Raw genomic sequence first — 17609 nt, 5'->3', positions numbered from 1 at the left:
GGATCGAAAGGAAGCCGGCAATGCAGACGGGTTATGACCAGATCCAGATGGAACGCGCGGCCGAACGCTACCGCAAGGCCCGAGCCGCGATCGCCGCGGTCCAGCAAGCCCTGAAGGACGGCAAGACGCCCCTGGAACTGGACCGGCACGAGCGGGTCGGCAAGCGCCTGCGCCGGCTGGGCTTCCGCGAGCTGGCGGCCGAACTGAAGCCCGAAGAGGCGATGCAGCCCGCGCGCGCCGCCATTGCCCTGGCGGACCACGACGAAACCGCCCGCGTCGGGCTGGAGCGGGTGCTGGGCCAGAACAATCTGACCGGCGTCCGCTATCTCTCGCACGGCAACCGGGCCTCGCGGGCGGTGGGGCGTATCCGCATTCGCGACGCCTCCCAACGCATTGTCGGCTACGGCACCGGCTTCCTCGTCTCGCCGCAACTGGTGCTGACGAACCATCACGTGCTGCAAACCGCCATCGACGCGCAGAACAGCCAGCTTGAAATGGACTATGAGGAAGGCCCGCTGGGGGCGATGCGGCAGAGCGTGCTGTTCCCGCTGGAGCCTTCGCGCTTTTTCGTGTCCGATTTCAACCTGGACTTTGCGCTGGTCGCCGTCGGGCGGACCGCTGGCGGAACCGAGCCGCGGTCCTATGGCTGGCACAGGCTGATCGGCGAAGAGGGCAAGGTGCTGGTCGGCGAACCGCTCAACATCATCCAGCACCCGAATGGCGGCCCGAAGCAGATCGCGTTCCGCGACAACCGGCTGTTGCACCTGACCGACGACCCGGACCTGTTCCTGCACTACTCCACCGACACCGAGCCCGGCTCCAGCGGCTCGCCGGTGTTCAACGACGCCTGGGAGGTGGTGGCCCTGCACCATTCCGGCGTTCCGGAGACCGATGCCAGCGGGCAGATCGTGCGCCCGATCAAATGGGTCGCGAACGAGGGCGTCCGCGCATCGCGCATCGTCCGCCATTTGCGCTCGCTGACCCTGGCACCCGACCGCCAGCGGCTGATCGACGAGGCGCTGACCCTGCATCCGCGGCGGCTGGAGACCGACACGCCGACCGCGAGCGGTTCGACCGGCGCCGCCACCGTGGGCGGTCAGGTCGCCTTCACCTTGCCGCTCCAGGTCAGTTTCGGCGCGAATGGGGCCAAGATCGACGTCGGCGCGCCGACGGTTCGGGTCGGCCCCGCCCCGCCGGAGACGGGCACGGGTACCGGAACGGGAGTCGGTACGCCGCCAACCCCGGTGCCACCAACCCCGGTACCGCCCACCCCGCCGGAGCCGCCATTGCCCGGTGTCGATACCGAATATTATGACGCAGCGGCGGATCGGGAAGCCGCGCGCCGGTATTACGCGGACATCGACGACACCGCGGACCCGGCCGGGCTCTATCAGCAATTGTCGGACCTGTTGCGCCAAAGCCACGAGCGCGTGTTCAGCTACTCCGAAGCGCGGCTCGATCACCTCTATCCCGTCATCGACCGCTATCCGGACGGCCTGCTGCGCAGCGTCTATTCCGGCGAGGCGTTTCCGGCAGAAATGATCATCGCCCAGGAGCGCGCGCTGGAGGCCCTGCTCGACCAACGCCGCACGGAATTGCTGGCCATCGAGTCCACTCGCAGCGACGAGGACATCGCCGACGAACTGGCCGAGTTCGAGGCCGCCCTGCCCTTCAATTGCGAGCACGTGGTGCCGCAATCCTGGTTCGACAAGAAGAACCCGATGCGGACCGACCTGCACCACCTGTTCACCTGCGAATCGCGCTGCAACAGCTTCCGCTCGAACCACCCCTACACCGACTTCCCGGATTTCGGCGAGGCCGTCCGCGGCGATTGCGGCAAGATCGACGGCCACAATTTCGAGCCGGGCTTCAACAAAGGGGCGGTGGCGCGCGCCACCCTGTATTTCCTGCTGCGCTATCCCGGCTTCGTCAACGACACCAGCAACGAGTTCAGCGCCGACCGCATCCCCATCCTCCTGGACTGGCACCGGCAATCGCCGCCCGCCGACTCTCCCTGGGAGTTGCATCGCAACGCAACGGTTGCGACCGCGCAGGGCAACCGCAATCCCCTGATCGACCGCCCGGACTGGGCCGACACGATCGCCTTCGCTCGCGGCCTCGGCTGAGGGATTTCAGGCGGGTGTGTCCCGGCCGCCGCGGAGCGGTGCGCCGGGACCGGTCGCTCTCGCGAACACCCGCGGCGGCGGTGTTCGAAGGATGACGCCGGCCCCGGATGGCGGCTCAGCCACCTCCGGGGAACAGGGAGTCCCGGCCGCCCCGGAGCGGCGCTCCGCCACCTCCGGGGCACGCCGGTGGCCGGCGCTTTTCGCCGGATTACCCTACCAGATACGCCTCCGAGGCCTTTTTGGCGGCCAGGTTTTCCTGGATCGCCGCGGCGCGCATCGCCCGTTGCAGCTTCTCGAACGCCCGCACCTCGATCTGGCGCACGCGCTCGCGGCTGATGCCGTATTCGTGACTCAGATCTTCCAGGGTCGCCGGATCGTCCTTCAGGCGCCGCTCGGTCAGGATGTGCCGCTCGCGCGCGTTCAGGCACTCCATCGCCTCGCCCAGCATGCGGCGACGATGGTCGAGTTCCTCCTCCTCGCCGATCAGCACTTCCTGGCTGTCGGACTCGTCCTCCAGCCAATCCTGCCATTCGCCGTCGCCATCGATGCGCAGCGGCGCGTTCAGCGACTGGTCGCCGCCGGACAGGCGCCGGTTCATCGAGATCACGTCGTCCTGGCTCACCTGGAGCCGGGTCGCGATCTTCTCGACGTTTTCCGGGCTGAGGTCGCCGTCGTCCAGCGCCTTCAACTGGCCCTTGATCTTGCGCAGGTTGAAAAACAGCTTCTTTTGCGCCGCCGTGGTGCCCATTTTCACCAGCGACCAGGAATGCAGAATGTATTCCTGGATCGAGGCGCGGATCCACCACATGGCATAGGTCGCCAGACGGAAGCCACGGTCGGGGTCGAAGCGTTTCACCGCCTGCATCATCCCGACATTGCCTTCCGAGATCAGCTCGCCAACCGGCAGGCCGTAGCCGCGATAGCCCATGGCAATCTTCGCCACCAGCCGCAAATGGCTGGTCACCATTTTGTGGACGGCTTCCACGTCCTCGTGCTCCTGCCAGCGCTTGGCCAGCATGAATTCCTCGTCGGGATCCAACATCGGGAATTTGCGGATTTCCTGCAGATACCGGGTCAGGTTCCCCTCGGCGGAAATTGCAGGAATCGTTGCCGGAACAGCCATAGTCACATCCCTCTCTACTCGTAATGGCCCGTCACGGAGCCATTCACCGGACCATATGTAAGGCCGCCTCGCCGCTATGCGAAATACACAATTCGCACAGGCAGCAAATTGGCGCTTTTAGGGGCCGGGTGCTTGATATGGTTCTAACACTGATACGGATTAAGCGTAGGATTGGATCAAACATTTTTGCAGTGAACGCAAATCTGAGGGCAGATCGCTCTCGAAACGGACGGTTTCACCGCTTAATGGATGGGCAAAGCCCAGAACCGCCGCATGCAGCGCCTGCCGCCCTAGGGATTTGAGCGTAGCCTCCACCGGCTTCAGGGCGGCACGGCGCGCGCTCGACATATTGAGGTAGACCGGATCCCCCAGCACCGGCAGGCCGGAATGCGACAGGTGCACCCGGATCTGATGGGTGCGCCCGGTCTCCAGCCGGCAGCGCACCTGCGCCGCCACCTGTCCGAAATAGCGTTCGACCGTATAATGGGTCCGGGCGGGCCGGCCGCGGGCGACGACGCTCATGCGCTTGCGGTCGCCCGGATGGCGGCCGATGGGCAGGTCGATCAGGGCCTGCGGCGGATTGGGCGTTCCGGAAACGAAGGCGATGTAGGCGCGTTCGATCGAATGCACCTGGAATTGCGCCACCAGGTTCGCATGCGCGGCCTGGCTCTTGGCGACCACCATGACGCCGCTGGTGTCCTTGTCGAGACGGTGGACAATCCCGGGGCGCCGCTCGCCGCCGACACCCGCCAGGCTGTCGCCGCAATGGGCCAGAACGGCGTTGACCAGGGTTCCGTCCGGGTGCCCGGGCGCCGGATGCACCACCAGGCCCGGCGGCTTGTCGATCACCAGCACGGCCTCGTCTTCATAGAGAATCGCAAGCGGAATGGCCTGCGGTTCCAACCGCGACGCCACGGGCGGCGGCAGGCGCAGGCTCAGCGCCTCTCCTTCCCGCACCGTCGCCGACGGGGAAAGCGCCCGGTCCGTCCGCAGGTCGCCGCTCTCGATCAGGACGCGCAGCCGCGTGCGCGACAAATCGGGCCACAACGCTGCCGCGGCACGGTCCAGCCGTTCGCCGGCCAGTGCTGGCGGAATCGTCGCATGGCGGAGTTCGTCGTCGTCGCGCATGCCCTCTTCCTACAATGTTCCAAGCGCAAAGGAAGTCAAATCGATGGGCGCGATCAAGGCGGTGGTCATCGGGATGGGGGTGCTGATCCTGGTCGGGTTCGTCGTGGTGGCGGTGACGCTGGTGATGCGGACGCAAGACATGGGGACGCCGACCGCCGCCTTCCAGGGGCTGGTGACGCTTCCGCCCGGCACCCGCATCGCCGAGACCCGGGTGGGCGATGGCCGCATCGTCCTGCGCCTGGACGGGGCCGATGGCAGCCAATCCCTGCTCATCCTGAACGCCACCGACGGCAGCGAGCAGGGTCGTGTCAACCTGGCGGTGACGCCCCATTGAGCGCCATGGTCGCGGGTTGGGAAAACAGCAAAATCTCCGCTTGATCTGACCGGTCGCCGATGGCATATACCGGCTTCTTCTCTGTGTGGCCCCTTCGTCTAGCGGTTAGGACGTCAGCCTCTCACGTTGAAAACAGGGGTTCGATTCCCCTAGGGGTCACCACTCTTCATTACCGCGCGCAATCAACGGCTTACGGTCGCATTCCGGCCCGGGCTGACCACGCTATTCCGACCATATGAACCGGGCGCTTGAAGCCCGGTCACGTTGCCTCCCGATCAATGCGGACGCGGCCGGCTCGGAAGTTTCCATTCACCACAGACAGAATTTCGAAGCGCAGCACGGCGTTCCGCCTGGCCCGGTCGCGCCGCATGGCCGGTTCGGTCGACCATTGGCCGTATGGTTGGCGCATACCATCTTCCGCTCGAACCATCCGTGCGGGTACATCGTTGGCGATTCCGCGGTCCGGAACCGGATCGCCCCGGGCGCGGACAGGCCTTAGCGCAAAACTTTTGAACTATACCAATTATCATCTGGGCCTTTCAGTAACAAGGGGATAGCCGATAGACAACCGGGATATCTGGGTATTATCCCTTTATCTCTAAAGAAAATCACTTTGCCTATACGTAAAATTATCCATATCATTATATGCATTCAACTATGCAGACAACTCTGCGCATTCGTTGCGTTAGTATACGGACCAATGGTCCGACGCCCACGCTTTCGCCCAATGCGCTGTATGTAGTGGGAAACCCGATATGGCCGACAACACCCAAGAGCTTTCGAGCACTTCCGCCTCCTCCCTCGGTGTGATCCAGGGGCGCCTGTTTTTGGATCTCGACGGCAGCAACGGCGAATGGAACGCAGACCTGGGCCGTTGGGACTCCGGGATTTCCGGCCAGCTCGTGCAATTGCTGGACGAGTGGGGCAATGTTGTCGCCGAGACCTATACCACGGCCGGTGGCACTTACCGTTTTGAAATGCCGCCCGGCGACTATTTCGTCCGGTTCGCCGAAATCGACACCTATACCTTCTCCGAGAAGGATAGCGTTGCGAACCTCCTGGTGGATTCCGACGCGTATTCGAGCGGCCTGACCGACGTCATTCACCTGGAAGCCGGCCAGGTCTACGGCCATATCGACGTCGGCTATGTGCCAACGGCCGAGGTCGGGGCGATTTCCGGCCGGTTCTTCTATGACGCCAATGGCAACGCCCGCGACGACGGCGATGCCGGGGTCGCCGGCGCCACCGTCCAGGCCTACGCGAATTTCGGGTCCGGCTGGGTGGTCGCCGCGGAGACAATCACCGACGCCGACGGCAACTACACGCTGGAAGGTCTGGTCGCGCATCAGGACTACCGCGTGCGTTTTCACAACCAAACCGGCGAGACGTTCGTGGCGACGAGTGTCGGTGACGACCTCAACGACAGCGATGTCAACCAGACGTTCGGCGAATTCGGCCAAGTGAACTCTATCAGCCTGGGGGCCGGCGAACATGTCACCAATGTCGATGCGGGCGTAAACTCGGCCCTCCACGGCACGATCCAGGGTCGCGTCTTCGTCGACGCCGACGGCAACAATATCGACAACGGCGACGCCGGAATCGCCGGAGCCACCGTGCAACTCTACGCCTATTCCGCCGGCTACTGGTTCGTGCTTCGGGAAACGACGACGGATGCGGACGGCGGCTACCGGTTCGGCGGCCTGCACGCCAGCAACGATTACCGGGTGCGGGTCACGGATCACACTGGCGAGGGCTTCGTCGCCGCCAATGTCGGCGGCAACGACGCCATCGACAGCGATGCGGCCCAGCTCTTCGGCCGCTTCGGGCAGAGCGGTGCGGTGGCCGTCGGCACGGGCCAGACCGTCAGCGATGTCGATTTCGGCCTGCGGGCCAATGCCGACGGCTTCGAATACCGGGTGTTGCAGGCCGGCGACCATGTCGACCAGGAGGTCCGCAGCCTCGGCGGCGAATTGATCGTCAATGGCGGCTTTGAAAACCATGCCCATGCCGGCGCGATCGGCTGGTGGAATTATGGCGGCGTGACCGGCACGGCGCTGCCGGGCTGGCAAGTCGCCAACGACGCCAAATGGATCGAGTTGCAAACCGGCAACTACAACACCGGCAATACGGTCGGCAACGCGATCGTCGAGCTGGATGCGACCTCTGGTGCCGTGGAAGGCATTCAGCAAACCTTCATGGTCGTCGAGACCGGCACCTATCAGGTCGCCTACGACTACGGGGTTCGCGCCTACAATTCCGTCGACGAGCCCTGGTGGCTCGATGCCGAGAGCAATTCCTTCCTGGTTTACGTCGACGACGAGATCGTGCAGGTCACCGGCACCGGTACCGACAGCAATTTCGACCGCGGCTTCCAGCATCGCAGTTTCGACCTTCACCTGACCGCCGGCACCCACACGATCCGCTTCACCGAAAGCGGCTATGACTCCGGCAAGTCCGACAACGGCCTCGGCGCCATGCTGGACAATGTGTCCGTGCGCCAGGTCAACATGACCTATGACACCGGCGTTCTGACCGGCACCTATTATTACGATGGCGACCAGGATGGGCAGCGGGACGACGGCGAGGCCGGCCTGGGCGGTCGCACCGTTTCCTTGCTGCACGCCGACAACAGCCAGGTGCTCGACGCCGACGGCCACGCCGTCACCGCAACCACTCGCGCCGATGGCGGCTATTCGTTCCACGACCTGGCTGCCGGCGATTATCGCGTTGCCTCGGATGGCGGCCTCAGCGCCACCGCCCGGGTGACGGCCGGGGTGGAAACCTCGGGCGTGGATACCGGCACGATCGGCGCGACGACCGATGTGACGATCACGGTCTGCGAAAACGAAACCTTCGTGCGGGATTTCGACACCAACTGCGAGTTGGTCAGCGAAGACGTCTATTTCATGGTCGACCAGCCGATCTGCGCCCGGGTGGGCCAGACCGGCTTCGACGAAGACCAAGTGAACCACTGGAACAATGCGACGACGACCGCCGTTCCCTATTACGTTTTTCTGGAACAACCCGCCGAGACCGATCTGACATTCACGGTCCGCCTGACCGTCGATCCGAACGACCTGCCCAGCGGCCCCACCACCTATGACGGCGCGGCCTATCTGACCGACCAGGCGAACGAAATCAATGCGCCTCGCTATGAGGAGATGCAAGTCACGGTAAAGGCCGGGCAAACCCAGTCCGACGCCTTCTTCATCGGCACCGAGTCTTCGGCCCTGAACTTCGTGTTCGGGGTGGTGATCGACGAGATCTACAATCACGATCTGGACCAGGCTTGCGAGCGCGTCAGCGTGGTCGCGACGACGCCGGTGGCAATCGATCTGAACCATGACGGCCAGATCGGCGTGACCGGCGCGACGTCATCGGCCGACAAGACCGGCCTGACCATCGGCCAGACCGTTCTGTTCGACATGAACGCCGACGGCGTGGCCGAGCGGATCGAATGGTTCGACGGCTCCGGCGACGGCATCCTGATCGACAACCGCGACGGCAACGCGCTTGCCCACATGGACGGCTCGCGCCTGTTCGGCGACGACAACGGCGCCTACACGGACGGCTATGCCAAGCTCCGGGCCCAGTTCGACGCCAATCATGACGGCGTGGTCTCCGGGGCGGAACTGAACGGGCTGGCGCTCTGGGTCGACGATGGCGACGCGGTGGTCGAGGTCGGCGAACTGCAAAGCCTGCAATCCTACAGAATTACCGAGATTTCCGGCCAGGTCAGCTACGAGACCGACGCGGGCGGACGCGAGATCGTGCGCTCCACCGTCTCCCAGGATTTCGAGGCGACCGGCAGCGTGACCTACCAGCTGGAAGGCCCGGATGCGGCGCTGTTCACGGTCGACGAAAACGGCGTGGTGAATTTCAAGACCGCGCCGGACTACGAGAATCCGCAGGATCAGGGCAAGGACAATGTCTACGAGGTCACGCTGGTCCGCCTGACCGACGATCCAACCTGCGAACCCGCCCGGGAAAACCTGCGGATCGAGATCTGCGACAAGCCCTCGCTGGGCGACACGGTCTGGTACGATACCAATCAGAACGGCCTGCAGGACATCGGCGAGCACGGCGCCGCCGGCGTGACCGTCAAGCTGCTGGACGCGGCTTCGGGTGCGGTCTTGGCGACCAAGGTGACGGACGCGAACGGCCATTACCTGTTCGAGGATCTGGACCCCGGCGCCTATAAGGTGATGTTCGTTGCGCCCGGCGGCTATGCGTTCACCACCAAGGCGCCGTACGGACCGGAACTCGCGAACACCGACTCGGATGCTCATGCGAACGGCATGACCGACACGATTTACCTGACCGAAGGCGAGGTCCAACTGAACATCGACGCGGGCCTGGTCGATCCGGGCACGGCCTCGCTGGGCGATACCGTCTGGTACGACACGAACAAGGATGGCCTGCTGAACAATGGCGAACAGGGCGCCGGGGGCGTCACCGTCGAACTGATCAACTCGGCGAACGGTTCGCTGGTCGCGACGACGATCACCGACGCCGCCGGCCATTATCTGTTCGATAACCTCAAAGCCGGCATCTATCAGGTCGAATTCGTCACTCCCAACGGCTATGCGTTGACGACGCAGAGCCCCCTGGCGCCGGATGCCGCCAACAACGACAGCGACGCGGCCGCCAGCAACCTGACCGGCGTGGTGTCCCTGTCGATCGGCGAGGCCCAACGCAATATCGACGCGGGCCTGGTCGACACCGGCACGGCCTCGCTGGGCGACACGGTCTGGTTCGATGCCAACAAGGACGGCGTGCGGAACGCTGGCGAGCAAGGCGCCGCCGGCCTGACCGTCAGCCTGATCGATGCGGGCACCGGCGCGGCGCTGGCGACGACCGTCACCAACGCCAACGGCCAGTATCTGTTCGACCATCTCGACGCCGGCAACTACCAGGTGCGGTTCACGACGGCGGACGGTTATGCCTTCACGACGGCGAGCGCGACGGCGCCGGATGCGGTCAACAATGACAGCGACGCCCGCGCGGGCGGCCTGACCGGCGTGATCAGTCTCGCCGCAGGCGAGGCCGAACGCGATGTGGATGCGGGCCTGGTCGACACCGGCACGGCCTCGCTGGGCGACACGGTCTGGTTCGACGCCAACAAGGACGGCGTGCGGAACGCTGGCGAGCAAGGCGCCGCGGGCCTGACCGTCAGCCTGATCGACGCGGGCACCGGCGCGGTGCTGGCGTCGACCGCCACCGACGCCGCCGGCCAGTATCTGTTCGACCATCTCGACGCCGGCAACTACCAGGTGCGGTTCACGACGGCGGACGGTTATGCCTTCACGACGGCGAGCGCGGCGGCGCCGGATGCGGTCAACAATGACAGCGACGCCCGCGCGGCGGCGGATGCTCGCCGCAGGCAGCTGCGATGGCGACGCACGGCCTCGCTGGGCGACACGGTCTGCCTGCCACCAACGAGCGCCGGCCTGACCGATCGGCGCGTGCTGCGGACCGTCAAACGCCGGCCAGTATCGCGACCATCTCGACGCCGGCAACTACGCGCGGCCTGGTCCTTCACGACGGCGAGGCGGCGCCGGATGCGGTCAACAATGACAGCGACGCCTGCGCGGGGCGGCCTGACTGGCGTGATCAGTCTCGGCCGAACGCGATGTGGATGCCACCGGCACGCCTCGCTGGGCGACACGGTCTGGTTCGACGCCAACAAGGACGGCGTGCGGAACGCTGGCGAGCAAGGCGCCGCGGGCCTGACCGTCAGCCTGATCGACGCGGGCACCGGCGCGGTGCTGGCGTCGACCGCCACCGACGCCGCCGGCCAGTATCTGTTCGACCATCTCGACGCCGGCAACTACCAGGTGCGGTTCACGACGGCGGACGGTTATGCCTTCACGACGGCGAGCGCGGCGGCGCCGGATGCGGTCAACAATGACAGCGACGCCCGCGCGGGCGGCCTGACCGGCGTGATCAGTCTCGCCGCAGGCCAGGCCGAGCGCGATGTGGATGCGGGCCTGGTGCAGTTGAATGCCGCGCCGGTCGCGATGGACGATGCGGACCAGACCTGCGCGGACACCCCTGTGACGGTCGACGTGCTGGCCAACGACACGGATGCCGATGGGAACAGCCTGACCATCACCTCGGTCGACGGCCAGTCGATTGCCGATGGGCAGACCGTCACCGCGTCGGACGGCGTGCAAATCACCTTGTCCGGCGGAGAGTTGGTTTTCGATGCGACCGGCACGGCCTATGAGGACGCGCTGGTCGGGACCGACACGGGCGCCAGCTATGCCTATACCGTCAGCGACGGCCTTGGCGGCGTCGACAGCGCCACTGTCGACATCACCTTCCACGGCACCACCAACACACTGGGGACCATCGAAACCAGCCTGCCGACCAGCGGCACGCTGGTCCTGAGCGAGGACAGGACCTATGGCGGCAGTCTGTTCGACGTGACGCTGTCGAACACCGGCGACGCCCGTTTCGACGGCGTCACCTTCGAAAGCGCCGACTGCCTCGCCTTGTTCGAGCCGATCGATGTCGGGGTCGACGTCCCCTACGACTTCTACCTCGCTGCCGAGGGTTCGGTCCCGACGGGTATTCTCGGGCATCCCGAGAATCTGGATCTGATCAACTGGATCCTGAATCAGGATTTCGCCTCGATGGACAACGGCGACGGCACCGGCCAGACCTATACCGAGGCCGAGGTACAAGGCGCGATCTGGGGCCTGACCGACGACTTCGTGTTTGTCAGCAGCGGCCTGGGCACCCAAGCCAACGCGCAGGAGATCCACGACCTGGCCGTGGCGAACGGCGAAGGCTACGCAGCCGGTGCCGGCGATCTTGTCGGACTGGTGCTCGACCCGACCCCGGAGGCCGAAGCCAATGGCAATGTCCAACCCTTGATCATCGGCGTACCCTTCGACGATCTGGCGCAGGACTGCCATACCGTATAGGCCCAATGCCGTGCCTCCGGGAAACCGGGTGGCGCGGCCAAGCTTCAGAAAATTGCCCGGCGTTTCGTATCTTGGGCTAGGTTGGCCGCGAGGCAGCCTGTCCTTGCGCGCGAGGCTGGCCGCCCGGCAGCTCGGTCAGAAGACCCGGCGACGGAGTCTTCGGGTCAGCGGCGGGTCACCACGTATAGCCGGCGCCCACGCCGAAAATGAACTGGTTGGCATCGCCGCGGTCGTCCACCACCGGGCTGTCGGCGGCGTCGCCCAGAAAGCGCGAATACATCGCACCGGCGCCGACGATCCACGATTGCGAAATCGGTTGGACATAAAGGGCCGTCAACCGCGCGTCGCGCATGCCGCCATCGGCCTGGAACATGTGCAGGCCGCTGGCCGCCGCGCCGCGGCTCGTCACCGAAAAATACTTGTCGGTATAGTCGTCGGACCCGTAGGAGGTGGCGAGGCCAATCCCCAATGCCCCGGTCGAGCCGATGGCAAACCACTTGCGCAGCGACGCGCTGACGACGAAGCCGTTATGCACGCCGCCGACATCGTGCAGGAAGTCGGCTCCGATCCGCCAGCGATTGCGGGAATCGTCCTCGTCCCACCACTCATAGCCGACGAATGCGCCCAACTCGACGGTGTTGTCGATGTCCGGCAGCTTGTCCACCAACCGGTCGTCCACATTGTCCCGCCCGAAGCGATACAGCCCGGACGGCCCGGCCTGGAAGTGCGGATCGTTGATCAGATTCACACTCAGATAGTTCGCCTCCAGGCTCACATAGCGGTGCTCGCCAATCGCCACCCGACCGGCGGGAGCGCCGCCGGCCATGTAGTTGTCTGAGCCCAGATAGTCCGGTGCGGCGCCAATGCCGATGGCGAAAAAATTGGGGATATTCCCCGGCGCAATGGTGATGAAACCATCGGCCGCCACGGCCGCCCCGCCCATTGCACAGGCGATGGCCGAAAACACAGCGGAAATAGCGGTTGTACGCATTGCTTGGACCTGCCTTCTCAGAGCGGAAGCACATATGCATCTCCGCGAACAGGGTACCACATACAACTGCCACCGCAATTGCAATCCGCAACAACCGGATAGGACCAAGGTGCCGGTTCAGCCGGCCGAACGCGCGGCCTGGATCGCCCGCCACACGGCTTCCGGCGTTGCCGGCATGTCCAGGTCCCGCACACCGAGCGGGCGCAGCGCATCCATCACCGCCAGCATGAAGCTGGGCAGTGCTCCGACCGTACCCGCCTCCCCGGCCCCCTTTGCGCCCAGCAGGTTGCGGGCGGTGGGAATCGGGTTGCTCTCGACCGCGACCGAGGACAGGTCGCCGGCCCGCGGCATGGCGTAGTCCATGAAGCTGGCGCTCAGCAACTGGCCGCTGTCGGGGTCGTAGACCACGCGCTCCATCAGCGCCTGGCCGATGCCCTGGGCGATGCCGCCGTGGATCTGGCCTTTCAACGTCAGCGGATTGATGACCGTGCCCACATCGTCCACCACCCAATAGCCCAGCGCCTGGGTGCGGCCGGTTTCCGGGTCCACCTCCACCTCGCAGACATGGCAGCTGTTCGGATAGGTCGGCTCGCTCGCGCTGAAGGTGGCGTTCTCATAGAAGCCCGGCTCCATCCCTTGCGGCAGACGCGCCGGCTGGAAGGCCGCACGGGCGACGTCCTTCAGGGCGAGCTTTCGGTCCGTGCCGACGACGCTGAACGCGCCGTCCGCGAATTCCACGTCGCCTTCCCCCGCCTCCAGCAGGTGCGCGGCCAGCCGTTTGCCCTTGGCGATGATCTTGTCCGCCGCCAGCACCAGCGCCGACCCGCCAATGGCCATGGACCGCGATCCGTTCGAGCCCATGCCGAAGGCGACGCGGTCGGTGTCGCCGTCGATAAAGCGCACGTCCGCCGGGTCGATGCCCAGCTTTTCGTGCAGGATTTGCTTGAACACCGTCTCGTGGCCCTGGCCGTGGCTCTTGGTGCCCAGCATCAGCAGTGCCGTGCCGGAAGGGTTGAAGCGCACCTCCGCATATTCCGGCTGCGGGCCGGCCGCCTGCTCGATGGCGTTGGCGATGCCGAGCCCGCGCAGCTTGCCGCGCGCCGCCGATTCGGCCCGGCGCGCGGCAAAACCGGCGACATCGGCGAGCGTCAAAGCCCGGTCCAGATTGTCGGGAAAGGCGCCCACATCATAGTGCGGCCCCAACGGCGTCTTGTAGGGTAGTTGCGCGGGCTGGATCATGTTGCGCCGGCGCAATTCCAGCCGGTCGATGCCCAGTTCGTCGGCGGCGGCATCCATCGCGCGCTCGATCAGATAGATGGCTTCCGGCCGGCCGGCGCCGCGATAGGGGGCGGTCGGGTTGGTGTTGGTCAGCACCGCGTCGATGCAGACATAGGCCGCCGGAATGTCATAGACGCCGGTCACGGTGCCGATCTGGCCGAAGGGCGTCAGCAATTGCCGGTCGCTGGCGACATAGGCGCCGATATTGGCGATCATGTCGAGGTGCAGGCCCAGGAGTTTGCCCCCGGCATCGAAGGCCAGGGAAATCTCGCCGATATTGTCGCGCCCGTGCTCGTCAGCCATGACGGCCTCCGAGCGCTCGCAGGTCCAGCGCACCGGCCGGCCGAGCTTCCGGGCCGCCCACAGCACCAGCCGGTGGTCGACATACTGCCAGCCCTTGGTGCCGAAGCCGCCGCCCACATCCTGCACCACGACGCGGACCGCGCTTTCCGGCACGCGAAACACCTGGTTGGCCAGCATGTTGCGCACCCGGTGCGGGTAGTTCACGTCGGCATAGAGCACATAGCGCTCGTCGCCCGCATCCCAGACCCCCAGCGAGCCGCGCGGCTCCATATACTGGGCGTGGACGCGGGTGATGACATAGCGGCGCTTGACGATGTGGGCCGCCCCGGCGAAAGCCGCCTCGGTCTTGGCCCTGTCGCCGCGCTCGTGGCGGTGCGAGATGTTGTCGGGGTTGCCCTCCCAGATCGGCGGCGAGGCCGGATCGGCGGCGAAGGCCGTGTCGGTGACCGACGGCAGCGGTTCGTAGTCGACGTCCACCAGTTCGGCGGCGTCCTTGGCCTGGTTCAGGGTCTCGGCGATGACCATGGCCACGGTGTCGCCGACATAGCGCACCCGGTCGACCATCATGGCCGGGCGCTGCGGCGCGAACATGGGCGAGCCGTCGGCGCGCTTGCGCGGCTGCGTCGCCTTCGGCATGCCGAGGCCGTCGGCGGCATAGTCCGCCCCGGTATAGACCGCCAGCACGCCCGGCGCGGCCCTGGCAGCGGCGGTCGCGACGCCGTTGATCTTCGCATGGGCGTGGGGCGAGCGGACGAACACCGTATAGACCTGACCCGGCAGTTGCCGGTCGTCCTGGAAATGGCCCTGGCCCTGGACCAGACGAATATCCTCCAGCCGGGTGGCCGGCTGGCCGACACCGAATTTCATGTCAAATGCTCTCCATTCCGGTCGGGACGTCAGTCCAGCACCGCCACGAACTCGCACGAGACCAGACCGGGACCGCTGCCGGGCACGGCGATGGTGTGCCGGGCGGGGCGGGACTCGGGGTCTGGGAACATCTTCTCCCACTCGCCGTTCAGCGCTGCCCGGCCCTCCGCCGCATCCCGCACATAAAACGTGATGCGCAGGATATTGTCCGGCGAGCCGCCCGCCGCCGCCATGGCGCTGCGGATATGGGTGAAGACGTTGGCGATCTGCCCGCCAAGATCCGGCGGCATGGTGCTTGCGCCCGGGTCCCGGCCGCCGATGACGCTCGACATCATCAGATTGCCGATGCGGCTCGCGCCCGGAATCGGGTTGGCGTGGCTGAAGCCGGGGATTTCGATGCTCTGGCGCTTGGGCATGGACGCCTCGTCAGGCCTTGCCGAACACGGGCAGGTCGTCGGTCGCGTCTTCGAGCGCCTCCTTGCCCTCGGTCGGCAGGGCGCGGGCCCAGTTCAGGGCGCCGTCGATATCGCCGCCCCAGACATCCCGCGGCAGCTCGTAGAGCAGTTCGACGCCATAGCCGTTGGGGTCGTTGATATACAAGCTGTGGGTCATGCCATGATCGACGCGACGGTTGAATTTCACCCCTTTTTCCTGAAGATATTCCAGGTGCTTCATCCAAGACTCGCGGTCGGGAAAGGTGATGGCGATGTGGTTGACCGCCGACGGCATGCCGAACATGCTCCATTCTTCCGGCGGTTCCGGCAGGTTCGGATTCTCGACCAGCGCGAGATCGTGGTGGTTCTCCCGGCCCTGACGCAGGCCGCTATAGAAGCGCATGTTCGGCGGATTGGGGCGGTCCGGGCGCGGCTTCAACTGGCCCACCTGGTGCATGCCGACCACTTCGGTCCAAAAGCGGTGCGACTCTTCCATGTTCCGCACGTTGAGAACCACGTGGTTGATCCCCACCGGCGTCGCCTTGGATGCTCGTGACATGGCTGTTTCCTCCGTTATTCGGGGAAATCTTACGCCGAGCGGACCGAGATACGCCAGCGACAATTGCCCCGGCACCCGCGCCCCTCCCCACAGACCTGCCGGCGCGTGGCATATAGACAAATTTGATCAGCACTGCCGACAAAACCCCGGTCGCATCCCGCTTCGGTGTCGATGGTGTTTAGAAGACTTTCACCAATGGTTGCTCACCGTCACCGTTGCTACTATACTGCCGCAAAAGACAAAGTGCGACAACGTGTTATTGTTGTGCACATACCCGAGTCCGGGTAATAGGGAAGCTCGCTGATTTGGGTAAGCAGTTTCGCTGACGCTACCGCACCGTTTTACCGATATGGCAAACCGAGGAAGTTTGGTTCATGGAGAGAGCGAGAATGCGCTTTGCCGTCCCGGCAGTTTTGATGTTACTCGCCGCAGGGTTGCTCTCGGGCTGCGATGAGAAGCAGGCGCAGAGTCAGACAGCGCCGCCGCCTCCGCCGTCGGTGGTCGTGGCGCCGGCCGAATTGAAGGACCTGACCAACACCCGCACATTCTCCGGTCGCGTCGAAGCCATCGACAAGGTGGAAGTCCGGGCGCGCGTGCAAGGGTTCTTGAAGGCGCGGCTGTTCGAGGAAGGCGCGGACGTCAAAAAAGACGAATTGCTGTACCAAATCGAACCCGACACGTTTCAACTGGCGGAGCAACAGGCCGAAGCCAATGTCGTCAGCGCCGAAGCCGCGGTGACACTGGCCAACCAAACCTTCGACCGGATGAGAGCGCTGGCGAGCCGCAACAACGTCGCCCGGGCCAGCCTGGACGAAGCCGCCGCGAACCTGGCGCAATCGCAGGCGAACCTTCAGGCCCGCAAGGCGGACCTGGGCACTGCGCGCCTGAATCTCAGTTACACCAAGATCAGCGCGCCCATGGACGGCCGCATCGGCCGTTCGGCCTATTCCGTGGGCAATCTGGTGGGGCCGTCCAGCGGACCCCTGGTGATGCTGGTGGCGCAAGACCCGATCTTCGTACGCTTCCCGGTGCCGCAATGGCTGCTGTTGCAGGTGCAGAAAATCGGCGAGGGTGCCGACAGCGTCTATGTGCAACTCCATCTGGGGGATGGCTCGCTCTACCCCCACAAGGGCCATATCCAGTTCGCGGATGTCCAGGCGTCGGCGGCCACCGACTCGGTCGAGGTCCGCGCCAGCATCCCCAATCCGGACCAGTTGCTGGTCGACCAGCAACTGGTCAATGTCGAGGTTGTCCGCAAGGCGCCGGAGGAGAAACTGGTGATGCAACAGGCCGGCCTGTTGCTGGACCAGCAGGGCGCCTATGCGCTGGTCGTCGACAAGGATGACACGGTGCGCATCAAACGCCTGATCGTGGGCGAGCAACGCGGATCGGTGATCGTCGTCAAATCCGGCCTCGAAAAGGGTGATCGCGTGATCGTCAGCGGCCACCAGAATGCCCGTCCCGGCGGCAAGGTTGCGCCGCAAATGGCGACGGACCCTGACGGCAATCCCTCTAAAGACGGCTAGGTCCGACC

General features: G+C 65.2%; 10 protein-coding genes and 1 tRNA gene. 5 read left to right on the top strand and 6 right to left on the bottom strand.

All coding sequences use genetic code 11. From position 1 onward, the window contains the following. Window positions 1-20: 20 nt before the first annotated feature. Entirely contained in the window at window positions 21-2126 is a 2106-nt protein-coding gene (locus H6844_18510; protein ID MCB9931401.1) for an endonuclease, read from the top strand. A 208-nt stretch (window positions 2127-2334) separates the two neighbouring features. Here H6844_18510 and rpoH read toward each other — a convergent pair whose 3' ends face one another. Together rpoH and H6844_18500 are read right to left on the bottom strand one after the other, a co-directional pair. Then, window positions 2335-3249: an RNA polymerase sigma factor RpoH gene (rpoH, locus tag H6844_18505; GenBank protein MCB9931400.1), complete on the bottom strand. Its 915-nt coding sequence runs from the start codon at window positions 3247-3249 to the stop codon at window positions 2335-2337. 159 nt (window positions 3250-3408) lie between these two features. Further along, window positions 3409-4377, bottom strand: a complete 969-nt coding sequence (locus H6844_18500; GenBank protein ID MCB9931399.1) for an RluA family pseudouridine synthase — start codon at window positions 4375-4377, stop codon at window positions 3409-3411. A 43-nt stretch (window positions 4378-4420) separates the two neighbouring features. Between H6844_18500 and H6844_18495 the strand changes: the two genes are divergently transcribed. From H6844_18495 to H6844_18485, 3 genes are all read left to right on the top strand, one after another. Then, window positions 4421-4711: a hypothetical protein gene (locus H6844_18495; GenBank protein MCB9931398.1), complete on the top strand. Its 291-nt coding sequence runs from the start codon at window positions 4421-4423 to the stop codon at window positions 4709-4711. Window positions 4712-4798: 87 nt separating this feature from the next. Continuing rightward, window positions 4799-4873, top strand: a tRNA-Glu gene (locus tag H6844_18490). Between the two features lie 593 nt (window positions 4874-5466). Next, entirely contained in the window at window positions 5467-11643 is a 6177-nt protein-coding gene (locus tag H6844_18485; GenBank protein MCB9931397.1) for a carboxypeptidase regulatory-like domain-containing protein, read from the top strand. A gap of 175 nt (window positions 11644-11818) precedes the next feature. Here the strand turns inward: H6844_18485 and H6844_18480 are convergent, their stop codons facing one another. The 4 genes from H6844_18480 to H6844_18465 all read right to left on the bottom strand — a co-directional run bounded on the left by H6844_18480 (window position 11819) and on the right by H6844_18465 (window position 16075). Beyond that, window positions 11819-12634, bottom strand: coding sequence for a MipA/OmpV family protein (locus tag H6844_18480; protein ID MCB9931396.1), 816 nt, complete (start codon window positions 12632-12634; stop codon window positions 11819-11821). A gap of 117 nt (window positions 12635-12751) precedes the next feature. Continuing rightward, on the bottom strand, window positions 12752-15082 hold the full coding sequence (locus tag H6844_18475) for a xanthine dehydrogenase family protein molybdopterin-binding subunit (protein ID MCB9931395.1): 2331 nt from the start codon (window positions 15080-15082) through the stop codon (window positions 12752-12754). A gap of 29 nt (window positions 15083-15111) precedes the next feature. After that, window positions 15112-15498, bottom strand: coding sequence for a RidA family protein (locus H6844_18470; protein MCB9931394.1), 387 nt, complete (start codon window positions 15496-15498; stop codon window positions 15112-15114). Between the two features lie 10 nt (window positions 15499-15508). Then, window positions 15509-16075, bottom strand: coding sequence for a VOC family protein (locus H6844_18465; protein MCB9931393.1), 567 nt, complete (start codon window positions 16073-16075; stop codon window positions 15509-15511). A gap of 503 nt (window positions 16076-16578) precedes the next feature. Here H6844_18465 and H6844_18460 point away from each other — a divergent pair. Further along, window positions 16579-17601, top strand: coding sequence for an efflux RND transporter periplasmic adaptor subunit (locus tag H6844_18460; GenBank protein ID MCB9931392.1), 1023 nt, complete (start codon window positions 16579-16581; stop codon window positions 17599-17601). Window positions 17602-17609 lie beyond the last annotated feature (8 nt).

The organism is Alphaproteobacteria bacterium (assembly GCA_020638555.1).
Classification (GTDB): domain Bacteria; phylum Pseudomonadota; class Alphaproteobacteria; order Bin95; family Bin95; genus JACKII01.
Note: the sequence above shows the minus strand (reverse complement) of the source record. Positions and strands in the feature narration are given on the sequence as shown.

Coding starts and splice junctions, on each gene's coding strand:
- H6844_18510 (MCB9931401.1), top strand. CDS start 21: ATGCAGACGGGTTATGACCAGATCCAGATGGAACGCGCGGCCGAACGC.
- H6844_18480 (MCB9931396.1), bottom strand. CDS start 12,634: ATGCGTACAACCGCTATTTCCGCTGTGTTTTCGGCCATCGCCTGTGCA.
- H6844_18470 (MCB9931394.1), bottom strand. CDS start 15,498: ATGCCCAAGCGCCAGAGCATCGAAATCCCCGGCTTCAGCCACGCCAAC.
- H6844_18475 (MCB9931395.1), bottom strand. CDS start 15,082: ATGAAATTCGGTGTCGGCCAGCCGGCCACCCGGCTGGAGGATATTCGT.
- H6844_18465 (MCB9931393.1), bottom strand. CDS start 16,075: ATGTCACGAGCATCCAAGGCGACGCCGGTGGGGATCAACCACGTGGTT.
- H6844_18500 (MCB9931399.1), bottom strand. CDS start 4,377: ATGCGCGACGACGACGAACTCCGCCATGCGACGATTCCGCCAGCACTG.
- H6844_18495 (MCB9931398.1), top strand. CDS start 4,421: ATGGGCGCGATCAAGGCGGTGGTCATCGGGATGGGGGTGCTGATCCTG.
- rpoH (MCB9931400.1), bottom strand. CDS start 3,249: ATGGCTGTTCCGGCAACGATTCCTGCAATTTCCGCCGAGGGGAACCTG.
- H6844_18485 (MCB9931397.1), top strand. CDS start 5,467: ATGGCCGACAACACCCAAGAGCTTTCGAGCACTTCCGCCTCCTCCCTC.